We start from the raw sequence: 18540 nt of genomic DNA, 5'->3' as shown, positions 1-18540 counted from the left end.
CGGATGATTCGTCTGAAGGGCTTTTTCGAAGAGGTAAAACGAAATTCCGAGCTTAGAGTTTTTCTTTTTATCTTTGCGTTAGGCGCCTTCTTTCGTCTTTTTAAGTTGGATCTTCAGAGTCCCTGGGAAGACGAGCTCTTTTCGATTCGGGCCTCTTCCGAATCTTCTCTGATCAAACTTTGGGATTGGATGAAGAACGATCCGCATCCACCGTTATATCAGACACTTTTGTTTTTTTGGTTTCAGACTTTTTCACCGACGGTTTTCTTCGGGAGATTGCTCAGTGCGATCTGCGGTCTTCTGGTTCCGCTTGCATTCTATGTTTTCGTCCCAAAAAAATTGAGTGGTAGAATCCGGGTTTCGGTCGCCGCGTTACTCGCGCTTTCCACCGGGCTCATCTATTATTCGCAGGAACTCAGGTCTTACAGTCTTCTCGTGTTGTTTTGTACGATCCAACTAACGTTCGTTCTGCGTTTCGTCTATGAAACGGAACAAAAACGTAGAACCAAAATTCTTTTCGTGGTTTTGGCCGTTTCTCTCCTTGCGTCTTATACACATTTTTTCGGATTCATTTGGTCTGCGTCCGTCTTTCTCGGAATGTTCGTTTCGTCTTGGATTTTTACCAGAAAATTTCCAATCACTGAATTCCTTTTTGGAATCGTCTTCGGGATTTTGTTTCTCCCGGCTTTGTATCTTCTGTTCAACTCGGATAAAATCGGGATCGCCTCTTGGATCCCGGAAGCGGGTTTGACCGCGTTTGTGGTCTTCTTCGATTTGATCTTTCACTCCGGAATTTTTAAAAAGTTCATTCCGGGAATCGTCGCTTCTTTGGCATTATTCGTCGGTTTTGCATCCCTTTCTTTCCCCAGGAAGAATGGTGATGCTCATTCGGTGAGTTTAGATTCCGAACATAAGAAATCGGTAATTCTTCTTGTCCTCGTCCTAACGATTTTTTCAATCGTACTCGGAATTCTTTCCTCCATTCAACCTTTGATTACCGCGAGAAATCTTTTGGTCACGGCGCCCGTATTGTATTTTTTGATCGCGACCGGCTTTTCTCTGTTTCCGATTTATAAAGGAAAACGTCTGGAATCGATCCTGATTCTTATTTCCTTGGTTTCTCTTTTTTATTTCACGCGCTATTATTACAAACCGTATAAGGAGCAGTGGAGAGAAAGTTCTCAATACATTCTTTCGGAGATCAAGGATCATCCGGAAGAATACACACTTCTCTGTTCTTCTCATTCGTACAATATGGAATATTTTCTAAAGACTGCAGGCATTACAGGAATTACTCCGAAAATCTATAATAGAGAAGAGGCGGAACTTTTTATCAAGGATCCGAAGAAAAAAAATCTCGTGATCTTAGAAACCTCTTGGAAATATCTTGATTCGCAAGAAGTCGATTCTCTATTTCATACGAAGAACTTTGAACGAAACGATCGACTGTTCTACGGAATGAAAGTGATCGTGATTCATAAGTAAAGATCGGAATCATAAATATGAAGAAAAAAAATATTACCTATGTTATCCCGTGTTTAAACGAAGAAAAAACACTCCCCTTGGTTCTTGAAAAGTTGGTGAAACTCAAGAAGGAACTAAAACAATACAATGTTGAAATTCTTGTTTCGGATAACGGAAGCGAAGATAAGTCGATTGCGATCGCGAAGAAATTCGGAGCAAGGGTCGTTCATTGCAAAGAACGCGGCTACGGAGCCGCCCTCAATTTCGGTATCACAAATGCCACCGGCGAGATCGTCCTCTTTGCGGATGCGGATAATACGTATGATTTTCTCGAATCTCCCGCTCTTCTTGCCGAAATGGAAAAGGGTGCGGAGTTTGTAATCGGCTCCCGTCTGAGTGGAACGATTCATAAGGGAGCAATGCCGTTTTTACATAGATATCTCGGGACACCGGTAATCAACTGGATTATCAATCTATTATATTCAAAAAAAGGAAACCGTGTGCTGGACGCCAATTCCGGTTTTCGCTGTTTTTTAAAGAAGAAATATTTGGAATGGGAAATCGAGAGCACGGGTATGGAATTCGCCTCGGAAATGCTCGTCAAAGCTCTGAGAAGCGGCGTGAAACTTTCGCATGTGCCGATCAGTTTGTATCCCGATGTAGCAGGCCGGATCCCACATCTTAGAACCTGGAGGGATGGAATGAGGCATCTTTTGCAGATTCTCATCCATTCTCAACAGTTGTTTTACTATTCCGGTTTTGCGCTTTTCTTCTTCGGTTGGGCTGTGACACTTCTCGGATATTTTACGGGAATCATTGCGATCGGTCCGTTTCATATCTTCGGCATTCATTCTCTCACCGTTTCTTTGTTAGTCGCGACGCTCGGGCAGACGGTCTGGGCTATCGGATTATTTTTGGCCGCGAGAAAGAGTTCCGAACTGAGTCTCTATTCTAAACTGAATCATCTTTCGGAAGATCTTTTGTTCTGGTATTCGGCTCGGATGATCTTGTTTGTAGTATTACTTTTCGCATTTATTCTGTTTCGGTGGTGGAGAAATTCGTTTCAAGTTTTAGACTTGGAGAAAGAAATATTGATGATCAGTTTTCTGAGCGTTCAAATTCTCAACCTCATAGGACAAACCATCACCGCACATTTGTTGAAAAGAACCTAACTCGCGACCCATAGGGAGCGAGTTAGCCAATACCGCGCAACGCGTGGAATTGGCTTTTGACGTAGTCAAAAAATATCGCGACAAGATTTACTGCAATTCGCTCGCGCAACGCGTGGAATTGGCTTTTGACGTAGTCAAAAAATATCGCGACAAGATTTACTGCAATTCGCTCGCGCAACGCGTGGAATTGGCTTTTGACGTAGTCAAAAAATATCGCGACAAGATTTACTGCAATTCGCTCGCGCAACGCGTGGAATTGGCTTTTGACGTAGTCAAAAAATATCGCGACAAGATTTACTGCAATTCGCTCGCGCAACGCGTGGAATTGGCTTTTGACGTAGTCAAAAAATATCGCGACAAGATTTACTGCAATTCGCTCGCGCAACGCGTGGAATTGGCTTTTGACGTAGTCAAAAAATATCGCGACAAGATTCTACTCCGATCTTTGTGATTTTGTCGCCCTGACACTTCTGCGCGAGCCGCGAATTATGAAATTAAGTTCAAAATTAGGAAAGAATCTGTTACAAAGAGAAGCCTGATTCTTCTTTTCTCAAGCTTTAGAAACGTCTTACCGGATCAATGTGAAACGTTATCCGAAACAGAGGAAAGACTCGGAATTCCATTTTTATCGCAAGGAATATGTTTTCAGAGTGAAATCCAAAATCTTCTTCTCATCCTTCTTCTTGTAGAAACGATCCGGATCCGGAAAACGGACCGCAATCTTTTCTTGATACTGTTTCTCGGGGAGATTTGGATCTCTTGGTGGTATTAGGTCATATTCTAAAATCGAATACGATTCGATGTTTTGCTTTTTTAGAATCTCTTCCAAGTCCAATGCGTCTTTGGATGAATTCACAGAAAGATGGATTGCGGTAAGATAAGAAGAGCCGATGAGGTAGTTCGTAAACTGTCCCTTGTGAACGATCATTTTTCTTTTCTGAAATTCGTTTTGTATTTCGTTATAGGGAGTGATGGCCCCGAACAAAATTTTAAAACCTTCTCGCGTGAACTTATAATTATAATACAAACTGACCACGGTCAGAAGAACGAGAACGATGCCCGCCTTTGGGAATTCGATACTTCTATGATACAAAAATATAAAAATTCCAGCAGAAAGAAAGAGATAACCGGATTCTAAATAGCGCAGACCAAAGTGATGGACCCCGGCCGTATACGGACTTAAGAACGATATAGAGAATACGGTTCCAAGCCCGACGAGACCGAGCAACGATTCGCCGGACAGTTTCTTTTTGCGGATCAAGTTGGATAGAATTCCAAGGATTAAGATCGTATAAGGCGCGGCCTTGAGAAATCCGGTTTTCGTTTCGTCTCCGAAAAGATATCCTTGAAAGATGGAGATCTGTTTAGGAAGGGAAAACTGACTGACTGCGTCACCCGAACTTACCAGAAAACGAATTCCCATCGGATGTCCCGAATACGCGAAGTTCAAGATTCCGATCGTTACGATCCCGATAGCGGCGCCCGAAATAGAAAAAATAAGATATTCTTTTAGATTCTCTCTGCTTTCTTTTTGGAAAAAAGAAAAGATACCGAATAGGAAGATCGGAAAAGCGGATTCTGTTCTCAGAAAAAAAGCGATTACCGCTATCAGACCTGAACAAAAAGAGAATATTCTAAAATGTGAATCTTCTTTTCTTCTTTCGGAATCCACGAAATCAAAATAGACGGATTGAAGTAAGAGAAGCCCGAAAGAAAGAAGCAACAGGTTGTTTAAGGGAACTTCCGAAAATTCTTCTGAAGAAAGGATTGGAAAACTGATTCCGAAAGGAACCAAGGTTCCAAGTAAAACGGCCCAGTCGTATTTGATAAATAAGGAAAGGATCCGATCGAACACAATCATACAGGCAAACAGACACAGAAGCGGAAAGAATGTGATGATCTTGGGACCGAATAGATAGGCCGGTATCCCGTTTGCCATCGCGAATAGGGCAGGATATTGAAACAAACATTTCCCTCTGTTCGTATTTTTTAAAAACGCCCAGGGATAATCAAAAGGAAAAAATCGAAAATCCGGATCCAAGTTCTGCCCAGGGTAAATACATTCCGATTTTGTTATGGCATCCATTCCATTCTGCGCGAAGGAAATGGTCTGATAGTATTTGATCTGCGAGTCGCTGGATACGAAAGGAAAGAATCGATCCAATTTTGATCGATTGAAAAGGAGAAATCCGAATACGAACAGATAAAGTATGTATCGAGCATAAGGATGAGTCAGTCGGTTTAACATCTTGGATTTATTCCGTGAAAATGATATGAAATGGATCTGTTTTTTTAGCGTCTTCGAATTCTTTTTCGATATTCGTGTTTCCGTTTTTCTTTTTTAGAAAGTCGGCCTTTTCTTTTCTACACACGGAAGAATACGGATTTTGGTGGATACATCTGTCCAGTAAGGATAAAGCAAGCGTTTCATACTCCGGCTTTTTACGAAGAATCAAAGAAGCTAAAATAAGACCTTCCTCCGAACGAATCCATTTTTCGCTTTTCGCGACTTCCTCGATAGGGTAGGAAACCTTTTTTCGATTTCCGGGAATATTCTTTTCTTTGTATATAAAAAAGTTATCAAGTTCGATTTCGTTCTGGACGGACACAAGGATGAGATTTCTGATTCTTTGCTCCCAGATCAGTTGGAAACTCAATAACCCTAAGAGAAATAGGCCGACGTAGAAAGAAAGTTGAAAGCTACGTTCTTGGGTTCGAATCGTAATTCCCTTGAATCCGAATCTAAGTTGTAATAAAGATAAGGAAACTGCGACGGGAATGAGAAAGTGCTGTTCTCCTAAATTGAAATCAAAAAATTCATGGAACGCGATAAAGATCAGAATGGAAGAAAGAAACATTCCTATATTAGCGATTTCTTTATTTCCGACGCGGATCATTTTCAAGGAGAGATAGACGAGTTGACCTGCGATCCCAAGAAAAACGATCGAACCTAAGATTCCGAAACTCGAAAACATTTCCACATAGAGGTTGTGAGCCTGCGGATAAGAACGAAACGAATGTAAGAAAAGATTGAAATCCGAATAACCGATCGTGCCCGGATGAACGTTCGGTAGATGAGCCAGAAGAGAATCTGCGTCCGGACCCAAGCCGAAGACGGGAGCATTTTGCAGGACGGATTGAAAGTGGAACGCCCAAAGTGAGAATCGAATCCAAAGTGTTTCCGGATTCAAATACTGAGGGATCGACTCCTTTGTTAGGAAAAAAAACATTCCCGTTGCGACGACCGTAACTACGAGCCCAGTCGATACGATCCCCTTCGTAAGATTGGTCTTCTTTCCTAAACGGAGTAGGATTAAACTCAATACGGCGACAAGAAACGCGAGCATACTCGCTCTCGAATGATTGAGAAAGGTTAGATAAATCGCGAGGATGGCACTGGGGATCAGAACGATTGAATAACTTGGAAATCGGAACGCAGAATACAAAACGACGAGCGCTGTGAACGCGGAAATGACCGCGATCGCGGAAACCGGAAAACCGGCGTAGGTCAGAAGAAGAGGAGGCTCCAATATGGAAAAAGGCCAGATCATATGAATCGCCGAAAAAAGATTCAACGTATTCAGAAGAAGATCGAAGGAAAGGATCAGTAGGAGTCCTTTTTTGATTCCTCTGCTTGGATAGGAAGAGAGTAAGACAAAGATTCCGATCGAGGAAAGAAGAAGGGATAGTTGTAAAAAGCCCGATTGCGATTTATACGATAGAATCGAAGAAATCAAAACGAAAAGAAAGAAGACGCCTAAAATTCCGTGAAATTTTTGAAAACGAATTCGTTTCGGGACAAGATACAAAAAAGAAGCGAGTACAAAGATCAAGAGAGGGATCGACTTGATGCTAGAGAAGAGAGGAGGTGAAGAAGCAAAGACTACCGTATGAATGAACAAAAAAATCGGCGAAACATTTTTGAAATACAGAAAAATGGAAAAAGAAAACGCAACAACGTAAAGAAGTTTTAGATTCAGCTTTTGGGGAAAATAAACGACCGGCGCTCGATTGATCCCGTTGATCGTCGAAATTCCGATTAGAAAAAGACAGGCTAAGAAAAAGAACGGATCAATTCGGTTTAATTTTTTCTTCCAAGCAAACCCAACGCAAAAAACCCAGACGAAGAGAGTGAATACGAGACTGTCTCTGGATAGAGCCGGATTGGATGGATCGAAAAAAAACAGAAAGCCGAAACAAAAACTAACTAAGATGAGGGGTACTATTTTTAAATTGAGAAAATGACTCATTTAAGTTTTTGTTTAGTCAATGAAAAGAAGATATATGCAGGCTATCTTCTCACCCGGATTTTAGCAATCAAGATTCTCCCGAAGGACGGACCTTGGGTCTACGCAAAAATCACAAATTCTTCTGGTACCATTTTTGTCTATTTTTATCCTTTGCATTGGCGAAGTAGTATTCCTCGAATTCGAGATACTTTTCCTTTCTCAAAGTCGGGGAAAGATTTTTGAACTTCTCTTGATAACGATCCAAATGTTCTTCAAAATCGACGAAGTTGAAGGAAGGAATTTTTCTCAATTCTTTCATCAACTCGGGTGAGTAGCGAAGAATTCTCCAAGTGATCCCAAGATCGGGAATGGTCAGTGCGTCGTATTCGTTTGTCTGATTTTGTGCATTCGTAAAAAGGAGAAGTTCAACTCCTCTCTTTTTTAAATAGCTACGGGGAGTCGATTTTTCATGACCGATTCTTCCCCGTCTTTGAGAGACTAAACGTGCAATGTATGGGTCCGTTAGACCGGCCTCCGTTTCGATCGCCAACGCCGGATTGAGATAATAGATAAGAATGGCTTCGGAGCCGGCAAACGCCACTTTTACGTTGTTCGTTTCAAAAACTTCTTTCCATGGAGAAAAAAAACTTTTTGTTCTTTCGGATGTTTCTCTTTTGTAGATCTGATTCTCATCCGCTATGTCTCGCAAAATTGGAATCGTGGTTCCTTTATAGAAATCAAAGCGAAGGAGAAGTAAAAGAGGAATCAAAAAGGGGACTCCCTTTCGAAATCGCATCACAACGAAATCGGCGCTCGGAATTCCTCTTTCTACCCAAACAAACAAGATGGGAAGAATGGGGAGATAAAACCGAGCGAACATAAAATCTCCGCCGATCCAAGTGTAATATCCAGCGTATAAAAAAGGGAAAACAAAAAGAAGAATCCAATCCAGACTCTTTTGTTCGCTCTTTGAGCGAACAAACTCCTGAAACTTCCGAAAGAATAGGTAAACGGAAAACGCTAAGACAGGAATCAAAGCGTAATACATCTTTAGAAAAAGAAAAAAATAGACTAAACCTTGTTCGAGATAAACACTTCCTCCCGACTTTGCATAGAACGTATTCGGCAATAGGTTTCCGTAATATTCTAATTTCCAAATATAGAATAGGGCGGGGGTAAAGTAGACGAAGAGAAGAATGAGGAATTCTTTCCTTCGATACCAATCCTTCCGGAGTGAAGCGCCTTGTTCCTGGAGAAAGGTTGCCCCCATATAAATTCCCGCCAGTCCGTGAAACAACAATCCGTCGGGTCGATTGAGGCAAGCCAAGGCAGACAAAACGATCGCAATGGTCCAACCCTGATACGTTACTCGCTTATTGGAGAGAAGGTGGTAGGAAGACGCGATCAATAAGAAACCGTGTAAGGAGGTTTCAAGGCCTCCCGTCGCGAAAACTCGATTGTGGTGCATGGACACAAAGCAGGTTAGTGCGAAAGGGATTGAAGAAGTTTGCGTCTCCTCCTTTAAATTCCAGAGTAATAGATAGATACAAGTACCTAAAAAGGAAAGGATGCCAAGTGTGTATGTTACGGAGACCGGATCGATCGTTTTTGTGAGATGGGGGAGAGTTAAAAGAAGAGTCCATAAAAAATTTGTATAACCTTCGACCCGTTCTCCGACGTTGAACACCAAACCCTTTCCATCAGCGAGATTCTTCGCATAACGTAGAGAAATGAATGCGTCATCCGAAATCCAACGCATTTGGTAAGCGGAAAGGATTCCGAGTAAAATCAGCAGAATGCTGAATGTGAAATACAAATTGCGCTTCAAAGTTACATCCTATCTTTTATTTGGAAGAATGAAGTCTGCCATCATGACTCATGTTTTTTTACGCGGTTCGGAATTTCCTTGTAGGAATGAGAGATCCGAAAAAATTGTAACTGCATGATCAAGCCACTTGGCACGCTTCCGAAAACGAAATTAGAATGGGATATTTGGTTCCAGTCCGGAGAGATCATTCCTTATTTTCAACCTATCCTTTCCGTTGAAAGGGATTCTATCTTCGGATATGAAACTTTAGGAAGGTTCAGGGATCAATCCGGAAATGTCCATTCTCTTGGACCGTTTTTTCTGGATGCAGAGACGGGGGTTTTGGATCCAAACGAGCGGAAAGAAATTTACAATCTCAAAAGGGAAGTCGATCGGGACCTTCGAAGAAAAGCGATTCTTCATCTTCTGAAAAAGCAAGATCAGTTTCCGGAAGCCAAACTCTTCTTGAATATTTCACCAGCGTATATGAGAGATCATATCGAAGAGGAAGCCGAAGATTCTTATACGATTCGTCTTGTGAAAGAGCTCGGATTGGATCCTTCTAAGATCGTCATTGAAATCGTGGAAGAACATTTTGACGGAAGTTTAGAAAGTCTTCGTCCTCTCATCTCGCGTTATAAGAAAGAAGGTTTTTTGGTCGCGATCGACGACCTCGGCTCTCGTTCTTCGAATTTGGATCGGATCGGAATCTTTCACCCCGATATTTTGAAAGTCGATCTGCAGATGCTCCGTCAATCGGTGACTTCCAGAAACTTTCAGGAAATTCTTTTTACGATCTCGAGACTTTCGGAATCTCTAGGCTGTTCGCTTCTTTTCGAAGGTATCGAAAACGAAAAGGAACTCTTTCAATCTCTTACATACAGCGCTCGTTTTTTGCAGGGATTTTATTTCGCCGAAGCTCTTCCCGATATGATTGGGCAAGAGGAATTAAAGCTCAGATTCTCCACCTTACACGAACTCTTCTTCAATTACAAACGTTACCAGTTGATGAAACAGATCAAACAGGAAAATGAACTGGAAGAAAAGTTGAATCTTTCCGGAATCACGGTTTATGAAGAAGGGGAACTTCACGGCGTTCAAATTCAGAATCCGAGCGCTCTGGGGGATTTTGTTTTTAGAATCTACGTCACGAGTCTCACCGGAAGCCAGGTTTCGCCCAATTATATGAGAATCGGAGAGGTTTCCATGGATACCGATCATTCTTTTATCGGAAGGAACTGGAGTTGGAGACCGTATTTCCTCGAACAATTCTACAAATCTATGAAAGACACAAGAGCGGAATGGATTATCAGCAATCCGTACTACGATATCAGCTACGGAATTCTACTCATTACCTATAGCAAACGGTTGCCGGACGGGCATGTCCTTTTTGTGGACGTGCAAGTTCCTGAATATTAAGAAAATATAAAGTCATTCTTTTTAAATTACGTCTGGGCTTGATTTGCTTCGGCAAGAAGTCTATTCACGTTGTCGATGTATTTTTTTCTTTCTCCCGGACGGGCAGAATTTCCTTCGATCGAAAGTCCGACGTATAAGTTACCGTCCGCGTCTTTTGTTACGGAACGAATGACCCCGAATGCGGTAAGAGGCGCCTGCATTTTAAAGAAAATGTCAAAGGTAAATCCGGCTCTTTTGGTGAGATCCTGGTTCAGGTCAGGATGGTTGATTTTCGCTTTGAGTCCGCCTGTGGAAATATTTACGATCGGAAATCTTTCTTTAACGAGTACTGTGTTGGATTCTCGGATTCGATCCACCATTTCGAATGTGAGAGTTTTGATTTCCATCACTTCGAGAATGTCGATTTCACGGTTTCGATTTTGCGCGTGCACGTAACCGATCGGAATTGCTTGTTCTTCGTGGTTGAGATAAATAACGGGAACGATCAGTTCCGATTTGATCTTTTGATTCGCGTATTCGATGATTTTTTTTCTGATATCGTCCTTGTCTCCGATCTCGGCCTCGTAATCGATAAAACCTTCCTGGTCGAAAGGCGCATAACTGGAAGGCTTTTGCGTATCGGGGATAAAAAGAATCTTTCTGGTCTTTTTCACTAAATCGAACTTGTCCCCGATCGTACGAAAGACATCGATTTTCAAAATATCGTATTTGGATTTCAACTTTGTTTCGTAGTCGGCGAAGTTGACCTTGACCGAGGTCGGAATATTGAAAAGATTCGCGTCGATCGTTGTCTTGCTCGTGCGGATATTGGTTATCCAGACGCTTCCTTCCGGAGGTGCGATTCGGTTGAGACTTCTTTCCTTGCTTGCGATCGAGATATCAGAGACGCCCAGGATCAATTGATTTCCCGGTTTTTCGTCCAGGACTTCACAATCCAATTCCACATACTTAGCGAGAAGTTTTGTCAAGATGACGTGACTGTTCAAAGGAAACGCGTTGGGCGTTTGGGTTTGAATGAGAATTTTTGTCGCGTCTTTGGAAACTTGTAAAATTTTTACGATCTGTTTTACGATGCCGGGGGACTGCGCGACGATGTCGGTTTTTACGAGAAATTTCGAAATAATGTGAAACTTTTTAGCTGGGTCGACGACCGTTTCTTTATCTCTTTTTTTTCTCTGAATTGTTTCCATAGTTTTTCAAAGCAAAGGAGGGGAAATTCTCTTGATCTCAGTTCTCTGTTTACCTTTTATGTACTAGGTAAGGAATAAGAATGTCAAACCAAACTTACCGCGACTCCGAATATTTAGACGGACTATCCGGAGATGAACTCTTTAGTCTTCAGATCGGTCTAACCTACAGAGATTTTCTCGTCCTCCCTGGATTTATCGACTTCCATCCCTCCGAAGTTGAGCTTGAAACCAGACTGACTCGAAATATAAAACTAAAAAGACCTTTTATCAGTTCGCCAATGGATACCGTAACGGAATCCCAGATGGCCATCGCACAAGCGTTGATGGGCGGGATCGGAATCATTCATTACAACAACACGGTCGAAGAGCAGGTAGCGCTTGTAGAGAAAGTGAAACGTTTTGAAAACGGATTCATCACCGACCCTGTAATCCTCGGACCAAAGAACGTAATCAAGGATTTAGATTGGATCAAAGAGCACAAAGGCTTCACTGGAATTCCAGTCACAGAAGACGGAACTAGAAATACGAAGCTCGTAGGGATCGTAACGAACAGAGATATCGATTTTGAAAAGAACAGAGACATCACACTTGATAAAGTGATGACTACAAACGTAATCACCGGGAAAGCGGGAATCACTTTACAAGAAGCGAATGATATCATCAAGAAATCGAAAATCGGAAAACTTCCGATTGTGGATTCCAATGGAAAGTTAGTGTCACTTGTAAGTCGATCCGACTTAAAGAAGAATAAAGAATTTCCGGATGCCTCAAAGGATGAAAGTAAAAGACTCCGTTGTGGTGCCGCCGTATCAACCTTGATGGAATCCAGAGAAAGAGTCGCCGCACTTTACGAAGCCGGAGTCGACGTGATCATCATCGATTCCGCACAAGGAAATTCGAACTATCAAATCGAAATGATTCAGTTCATCAAAAAAGAATTTAAGAATCTGGATGTGATCGCAGGGAACGTAGTGACTCGCGGACAGGCCGAGAATCTCATCCAAGCGGGCGCAGACGGGCTTCGCATCGGTATGGGGCCTGGATCCATTTGTATCACTCAAGATACGATGGCGGTCGGACGAGCACAAGCAACCGCAGTTTTTCAAACCGCCAAACATGCCGCAAAATATGACGTTCCTGTCATAGCGGACGGTGGAATCTCGAATATCGGAGATATTGCGAACTCGCTTGCGATCGGTGCGTCTACTTGTATGATGGGATTTATGTTTGCGGGAACGACCGAAGCGCCGGGTGAGTATTTTTATGAGAATGGAATCCGTCTCAAGAAATACAGAGGAATGGCTTCGATCGAGGCGATGAAAGCCGGTGGGGACAAACGTTATTTTAACGAAGGTCAAAAAGTGAAAGTAGCTCAGGGTGTGAGCGGTTCGGTTGTGGATCGTGGCTCGATTCTCAACTTCATTCCGTATTTGTCGCAAGGACTCAGGCTTTCCTTTCAAGATATGGGATATAAATCCATTCCTGAAATACACAAGGCGCTTCGAAGTGGGGCGATCCGTTTCGAAAGGCGTTCCGAATCCGCGCAGGCGCAGGGCTCCGTTCACGGACTCTATTCTTTCAGCGCGCCGACGATGAGGGCGGAGTAAGTTTGATTCGGATTCTTGCGTTGTTCGTTTGTTTGTTGGCGTTCACTATTCCCCGCCAGGAAACAAACCCGCAAGGATCCGCCGGTCCGAGAGTCGCGCAGGAATTGGTCGCTAGGCTCGACCAGGCTCTTGCGAAGTCGAATCAAGGATTGATCAAAGGAAATCTAATTCTCATTCGAAGATCCGGAGAAACCTGGAGCTGGGATGTAAGCATCTTTCGAAAAGACGAAGACACTCTTTATCTTTTTGAAAGTAGGGGTAGAGGACTCGAATACAAAATCCTGATCAAGGATGAAGGCGAACAAATCTACGCGTTCAACGTTCTATCCAAAAAGATTTTTCGAAAAGTGGACGAGGAAAAATACGAACAACACCTTTCTACCGGTTTTAGTTTTATGGACCTTTCCGGAGTTTCCTATCAGGCCAACTACAATCCGATCGTGCAGAGCGACTTAAAAACTTCCGATCATTCCTTTAAAAGAGTCTCTCTCAAGCCGATCATTCCTTACTTCTATTCCAAACTCATTCTTTTGTTGGATTTGGATTCTTTGAAACCCACACGTCTTGATTTTCACGACAAGGACGGAGTTCTTTTTAAGACGATGAACATCAAATACGGGCCTATAAAGGTAAAGCAGAACCAAAAGCTCGGAAAGGAAGAACTCGCCAATCGCCTGGAGATGTTGGACCTGAATACAGGATCCATCAGTGTATTAGAATATACTGAAATTGATAAGGAAGTAAAACCGGATCCTTCCTTGTTTGATCTCGCCAATCTAAATCGATAGGAACTCGTTTTGGAAGAAACGATTCTATTTCGAAGAGACTGGAATTCCGAAAAAGAATTCGTATTGAATCGAGAGGAAATTTCCCATCTCAAAGCTCTTCGTATTTACACCGAAAAAAAAATCCTTCGCGTCCTGAATGGGAACGGATCGGAGTGGATTTACGAAGTTGGAGAAAATTCCGATCAAGGTTTATTGAAAGAATCCAAAAGCCATCCGAAAAGAAAAAGTATTTCCGGAATTGCAACCGCGATTCCCAAAGGGAATCGTTTGGAATGGCTTTTACAGAAAGGAACTGAACTCGGTCTGAGTCATTTTTACTTTTTAAACTTCGAACAATCCGATCGAAAGGATTTTAATCTGGAAAGGGCGCAAAAGATCACAGAAGAAGCGGCGGCTCAATCCAAACAGATGTTTCTTCCGGAAGTTTTCGCTCCCGTTTCCCTGAAGGAATTCTTAAAAGCGCAGGAAGGAAAAGAACATTCTTACTTTTTTTTAGATCCGAGGGGAGAAGCCGAACTGAAAGCGGAATCGTTTCAGAATTCGATTTGGATCATAGGACCGGAAGGCGGATTTCGAGAAAAGGAAATCCTTCTACTCAAAGAGAAAGGAGTTTTGGGAGTCAAAGCGGGAGATTCGATTTTGAGGATCGAGACCGCTGGAATTTTTGCGGCCTCGATGTTTCGATACTTTACTTGTTGAGGGCGCTGTATTGCAGATACAAACTCACGATATTGCAGTTTGTGGAGCAAGCGCTTGTGCAAGTATTGAGGTTTTGCAAGTTTGCACTGGTAGCGGTCGCGCCCCAACGTTCTGCACAGACCGCGTTGCAAGAATCGATCGATCCGCCCGGACCACAAGCAAGGATATAGTTGAAAACGGCCTTATCAGTGGTCTCGTCGTGTCTCGAATGACATCCACTCAGAACAAGGAAGAACAAAAGGGAAATAAGAATGATTGAAGACAGTTTCCTCATAAGGTTAGATTCCCTACGAAGGAATTCTTCGTAAATCAAAAAAGATTGGACAGGTACGGATTCCAACACAAACTTTTTTTGTCATCCCTATGCAAGTGAACGGAAAAAAACTTCCCCTTTCCGAATTGAAATCGTCCCAGATTCCAGCCCTCTTAGAACACCTCAAAATCAAACCGGAAATGGTGGCGATTCAGAGAAACGGAAACATACTCAAGAGAGAGTTTTGGGAGCAAACTGAACTATTCGAAGAAGACCAGCTCGAAATTCTTAGGTTTGTCGGTGGTGGTTGATCCTAACGTCTGGAATCATCCGGGCTTGTATCCGATCCTCGATCTGGATTTTTGTAAAAAGAAGAATCTCAATTTTTTTGAGGTCCCGAAGCTTTGGATGGAATATCGGGACTTGGTGCCTTGGATCCAGATCCGCGCGAAAAATGTTCGTTCGGAAGAGTTGAATTCCCTCGTAAAAACGTTGTTAGACAAATACCCGTCGATCCCTTGGATACTAAACGATGATTGGAAGGAAGCGATCCGGCTGAATTGTTTTGGAGCTCACCTAGGAAAGGAAGATTACGAAGCTCTCAAAGACGAAGAAAAAATCTCACTTCGAGAATCGAAATTATTTTTAGGAACCTCGTCTCATACAGTGGAAGAGGTGAATTCCCTGGATTCTTCCCTTTGGAATTATACCGGTTTAGGCCCGATCTTCTCCACCGAAAACAAGTACGACGCGAAGTCCGCGATCGGAACCGATGTTTTGGCGAATCTTTCCGGATCCGCTACGACGCCGGTAACTTTGATCGGTGGAATCCAAGTTTCGAATTTGGATCAGATATTAGAACAGGGTTCGTTTCTCCTTTCCAGTATTTCCATGGTTTGTTTAGAAGAAGAATTCCGAGCCGCCGCCGAAAAAATCCGAGCCAGAAAGCGGTAACTTTCAATTGACTCTGAACTTATGTCGTATAGGATGCCTTTAGGATGAAAAAGCCTGGCGAAATCATACATCTCTCTGCGAAAGACGATCGGGATTACCTTCTCGATTACCAAGTCATTCAAACGGAAACATTAGGAAAAACGGATATTCTCGGGGTTCCATTCGACAATGTTTCGCAAGACGAAGCCGTCGCGAAGATATATCGTTTATTGGAAGAAAAAGAAAGGTTTCATCACGTTCTCTTCTTGGATCCGATCAAAGTGATGTCGGTTCGAAAGGGTAAAAAGCTTCACCGAATTACGGAGAAGGCAACGTTGATTCTTGCAGAAGGCGCCGGTCTTCAGTGGGCCGCGACGAGGCTCGGAAAAAATCTCAAGGAAAGAATTTCTCCGATCGCTTTGATGATGGACTTGGTTCGTCTTTGTGAACTCAGAAATTATTCGATCTTTATGCTCGGTGGAAAGGAAGACGTAATCGAAAAAGTCTACTTTACACTTTCCCGTCACTTTCCAGGAGTCAGAATCGTAGGACGTCACGCGGGTTATATGAATCCGCAAAGAGAATTGATGGTCAAAGAATCGATTCGTAAGACCAGTCCGAATATTATCTTTCTTGCAATGGATTTTCCGGAACAAGAAATCTGGATCGAAAATAATACCGCCTTTTTTGGTCATTCCGTGATCATCGGAGTGAGCGGCTCGTTAGACATTCTTTCCGGAAAAGTAAGAAAAGCTCCGAATTTTTTCAAACTTCGAGGATTGATCTGGGTTTGGAGAATTATCAGTAAACCTTGGAGACTCTTTCGTCTATTTAGAATGTTTCAGTTTTTTACAGTCGTATTTTTTAAATCCCTCTTTCGCAAAAAAGCGTAGAATCATTTGGTTCAACAAACTTACTGAAAGTCGAATTCTCGCTGTATGCGGAAAGTGTTATATTCTAATATTTCAATGTGCTTTTGAAAAAATAACTTGATTTTAGCCCATTTTGAAGTAGCATTCAGGAATGATGGATTATAGTTTTATCACGTTGTTTTTGACGATGCTCTTTGGTTTTGGATCTCTCTTTGGTATTTTGCATCTTGTATGGAAACAGCTTTTCTCCCAGTTGGAAGAATCCGAAAAGGAAAGAAAGGCGGATCTTTTAACGGTGCGCACTGAAATACGATCCGATCTGATGAATGTAAAGTCGGAGTTAAAAACCGAGAGTCTGAGGCTGGAATCCAGATTAGATCGTTCTATTTCGGCACTCGGAGAAAGAATCGATATACTCGTGGATCACTTTTCTCTTCGTTTGATGACGGAAACCCCCAAACGGAAAAAACGACTTCAAGGTTGAGTTTTCAATTTTCCTACTTTCGACAGTCTTTCGTAATGCTCGTAAAAAAACTCGGAAATGATCCGAGTTTTTTTATACGATTTCAATGTTCAAATATCAAATTTGATCTTCGTGAGATTCTCAATCATTCCGGACGCATCAGAGGAAAAAGAATCGTATCACGAATCGAATGCGAATTGGTAAGAAGCATCACCAAACGGTCAATTCCGATTCCTAAACCGCCCGTAGGAGGCATTCCGTATTCCAAAGCGCGGATATAGTCCTCATCCATCATAAACGCTTCGTCGTCTCCTGCTTCTCTTTGTTTTACTTGTTCTTCAAATCTTTCTTTTTGATCAAAAGGATCGTTTAATTCCGTAAATGCATTTCCGATTTCTCTTCCAGCCACGTAGGGTTCGAAACGTTCCACAAAACCCGGTTTTTCTGGATTGGATTTTGCGAGGGGAGAAAGTTCCGTCGGATAATCGGTGATAAAGACCGGTTGAATGAGATTCGGTTCGGCCTTGTCGGAAAAAACTTCGTCAGCCACTTTCCAAATGCTGTTACATTTTGAAACGTCCACTTTCAACTCGGCGGCTTTCTTCTTTGCCTCTTCCAAAGTTGTGACCTGACTAAAATCGATTCCGCTGTATTCTTTGATGATGTCTACATAGGTAACTCTTCTCCAAGGCGGGGAAAGATCGATCATATCTTTTCCATATTGGATCTTCAGAGTCCCACAAACCTTTTGCGCTAAATATGTGATGAGTCTCTCGGTCAGATCCAACATCGACGCCATGTCGCCGAAGGCCATATAAGCTTCCAGCATCGTAAATTCCGGATTGTGTTTGGTGGAGATTCCTTCGTTTCTAAAGTTTCGATTGAGTTCGAATACCCGATCCATTCCACCTACGATGAGTCTTTTGAGATAGAGTTCCGGTGCAATTCTTAAGAATAATTGCATATCAAGAGTATTGTGGTGTGTGACAAACGGTCTCGCCGCGGCCCCACCGGCGATCGGTTGCATCATCGGAGTTTCCACTTCCAGAAATCCTTCGTTGGTCAGAAAACTTCTGATTTCAGAGACGATCTTACTTCGGGTGATGAATGTTTCTCTGACAGCGTCGTTGACGACTAAGTCCACATAACGCATTCTATATCTTTGTTCTACGTCGGCGAACGCGTCATAGATGACACCGTCTTTTTCTTTTACAACGGGAAGAGGTCGAATACACTTTGCGAGAAGTTCCACCTTCGTTAGATGTAAGGTGATTTCCCCTTTCTGAGTCGTAAAAAGGTATCCCTCCAATCCGATGATATCGCCCAAGTCGAGAGATTTGAAGATCGCATACGGCGCTTCACCGAGGTCGTCTCTGGTCGCATAGAGTTGAATGATTCCTGTGCTGTCTTTGAGATGAGCAAAACTCGCCTTTCCCATAACTCTTTTGGAATGGAGTCTTCCACCTAGTTTGTAGATCGTTTCCGGTCCCGTCGGAGATGTTTCAAACTTTTCTACGATCTCTTTGGATTTAGAATCCGGAAAAAAACGAACCGGGTAGGGATTGATTCCCTGTTTTTTGAGTTCCTCGATTTTTTGGATTCTTTGCTGAATGAGCTCGTTTGATTCTTTTGCGTCTAACATTA

At 42.5% G+C, this 18540-nt stretch carries 17 protein-coding genes; 10 read left to right on the top strand and 7 right to left on the bottom strand.

The window, feature by feature from the left end:
- Nucleotides 1-3 precede the first annotated feature (3 nt).
- Both DLM75_RS09750 and DLM75_RS09745 read left to right on the top strand, forming a co-directional pair.
- Nucleotides 4-1485 carry a glycosyltransferase family 39 protein gene (locus DLM75_RS09750; RefSeq protein ID WP_118968318.1) on the top strand — a complete coding sequence of 494 codons (1482 nt, stop codon included), beginning with the start codon at nt 4-6 and terminating at the stop codon, nt 1483-1485.
- 17 nt (nt 1486-1502) lie between these two features.
- Nucleotides 1503-2636 carry a glycosyltransferase family 2 protein gene (locus DLM75_RS09745; RefSeq protein ID WP_118968317.1) on the top strand — a complete coding sequence of 378 codons (1134 nt, stop codon included), beginning with the start codon at nt 1503-1505 and terminating at the stop codon, nt 2634-2636.
- A gap of 22 nt (nt 2637-2658) precedes the next feature.
- Here the strand turns inward: DLM75_RS09745 and DLM75_RS24110 are convergent, their stop codons facing one another.
- From DLM75_RS24110 to DLM75_RS09725, 4 genes are all read right to left on the bottom strand, one after another.
- Nucleotides 2659-3021, bottom strand: a complete 363-nt coding sequence (locus DLM75_RS24110) for a hypothetical protein (RefSeq protein ID WP_147456622.1) — start codon at nt 3019-3021, stop codon at nt 2659-2661.
- A gap of 240 nt (nt 3022-3261) precedes the next feature.
- Entirely contained in the window at nt 3262-4884 is a 1623-nt protein-coding gene (locus tag DLM75_RS09735; RefSeq protein WP_118968315.1) for an LA_3751/LA_3752 family putative glycosyltransferase, read from the bottom strand.
- Between the two features lie 7 nt (nt 4885-4891).
- The gene (locus tag DLM75_RS09730; RefSeq protein ID WP_118968314.1) at nt 4892-6886 is read right to left on the bottom strand and encodes an O-antigen ligase family protein; all 1995 of its coding nucleotides are present in this window, start codon (nt 6884-6886) and stop codon (nt 4892-4894) included.
- Nucleotides 6887-6995: 109 nt separating this feature from the next.
- A complete protein-coding gene (locus DLM75_RS09725; protein WP_118968313.1) occupies nt 6996-8693 on the bottom strand; it encodes a hypothetical protein in 1698 nt (565 codons plus the stop codon).
- Between the two features lie 114 nt (nt 8694-8807).
- Here DLM75_RS09725 and DLM75_RS09720 point away from each other — a divergent pair, with 114 nt between their 5' ends.
- Nucleotides 8808-10091 (top strand): EAL domain-containing protein, encoded by a 1284-nt coding sequence (locus tag DLM75_RS09720; RefSeq protein WP_118968312.1) that lies wholly within the window; start codon nt 8808-8810, stop codon nt 10089-10091.
- Nucleotides 10092-10117: 26 nt separating this feature from the next.
- Here the strand turns inward: DLM75_RS09720 and DLM75_RS09715 are convergent, their stop codons facing one another.
- Complete coding sequence (locus DLM75_RS09715) at nt 10118-11281, bottom strand: DUF1577 domain-containing protein (RefSeq protein WP_118968311.1); 1164 nt, start codon at nt 11279-11281, stop codon at nt 10118-10120.
- Nucleotides 11282-11361: 80 nt separating this feature from the next.
- Between DLM75_RS09715 and guaB the strand changes: the two genes are divergently transcribed.
- From guaB to DLM75_RS09700, 3 genes are read left to right on the top strand one after another with little or no spacing between them, the layout of a single operon-like run.
- Nucleotides 11362-12888: an IMP dehydrogenase gene (guaB, locus tag DLM75_RS09710; protein ID WP_118968310.1), complete on the top strand. Its 1527-nt coding sequence runs from the start codon at nt 11362-11364 to the stop codon at nt 12886-12888.
- 2 nt (nt 12889-12890) lie between these two features.
- A complete protein-coding gene (locus DLM75_RS09705; RefSeq protein ID WP_118968309.1) occupies nt 12891-13676 on the top strand; it encodes an outer membrane lipoprotein-sorting protein in 786 nt (261 codons plus the stop codon).
- A gap of 9 nt (nt 13677-13685) precedes the next feature.
- Complete coding sequence (locus tag DLM75_RS09700) at nt 13686-14375, top strand: 16S rRNA (uracil(1498)-N(3))-methyltransferase (protein WP_118968308.1); 690 nt, start codon at nt 13686-13688, stop codon at nt 14373-14375.
- Here the strand turns inward: DLM75_RS09700 and DLM75_RS09695 are convergent.
- Complete coding sequence (locus tag DLM75_RS09695; RefSeq protein ID WP_118968582.1) at nt 14365-14649, bottom strand: hypothetical protein; 285 nt, start codon at nt 14647-14649, stop codon at nt 14365-14367. The genes DLM75_RS09700 and DLM75_RS09695 overlap by 11 nt on opposite strands.
- A gap of 89 nt (nt 14650-14738) precedes the next feature.
- On the opposite strand from DLM75_RS09695, the gene thiS reads away from it, so the two are divergent.
- The 4 genes from thiS (at nt 14739) to DLM75_RS09675 (ending at nt 16917) form a co-directional block, all read left to right on the top strand.
- Nucleotides 14739-14939 carry a sulfur carrier protein ThiS gene (gene thiS / locus DLM75_RS09690; RefSeq protein ID WP_118968307.1) on the top strand — a complete coding sequence of 67 codons (201 nt, stop codon included), beginning with the start codon at nt 14739-14741 and terminating at the stop codon, nt 14937-14939.
- Entirely contained in the window at nt 14929-15582 is a 654-nt protein-coding gene (locus DLM75_RS09685) for a thiamine phosphate synthase (RefSeq protein ID WP_429945454.1), read from the top strand. Before thiS ends, DLM75_RS09685 begins: the two co-directional genes overlap by 11 nt.
- A 44-nt stretch (nt 15583-15626) precedes the next feature.
- The gene (locus DLM75_RS09680) at nt 15627-16454 is read left to right on the top strand and encodes a WecB/TagA/CpsF family glycosyltransferase (RefSeq protein ID WP_118968305.1); all 828 of its coding nucleotides are present in this window, start codon (nt 15627-15629) and stop codon (nt 16452-16454) included.
- A 130-nt stretch (nt 16455-16584) separates the two neighbouring features.
- The gene (locus tag DLM75_RS09675; RefSeq protein WP_147456621.1) at nt 16585-16917 is read left to right on the top strand and encodes a hypothetical protein; all 333 of its coding nucleotides are present in this window, start codon (nt 16585-16587) and stop codon (nt 16915-16917) included.
- Between the two features lie 124 nt (nt 16918-17041).
- On the opposite strand, the gene lysS is transcribed toward DLM75_RS09675, so the two are convergent.
- Nucleotides 17042-18538, bottom strand: a complete 1497-nt coding sequence (gene lysS / locus DLM75_RS09670; protein ID WP_118968303.1) for a lysine--tRNA ligase — start codon at nt 18536-18538, stop codon at nt 17042-17044.
- Nucleotides 18539-18540: the final 2 nt, after the last annotated feature.

Origin of the sequence: Leptospira stimsonii (assembly GCF_003545885.1) — a bacterium.
Lineage (GTDB): Bacteria > Spirochaetota > Leptospiria > Leptospirales > Leptospiraceae > Leptospira > Leptospira stimsonii.
Note: the sequence above shows the minus strand (reverse complement) of the source record. Positions and strands in the feature narration are given on the sequence as shown.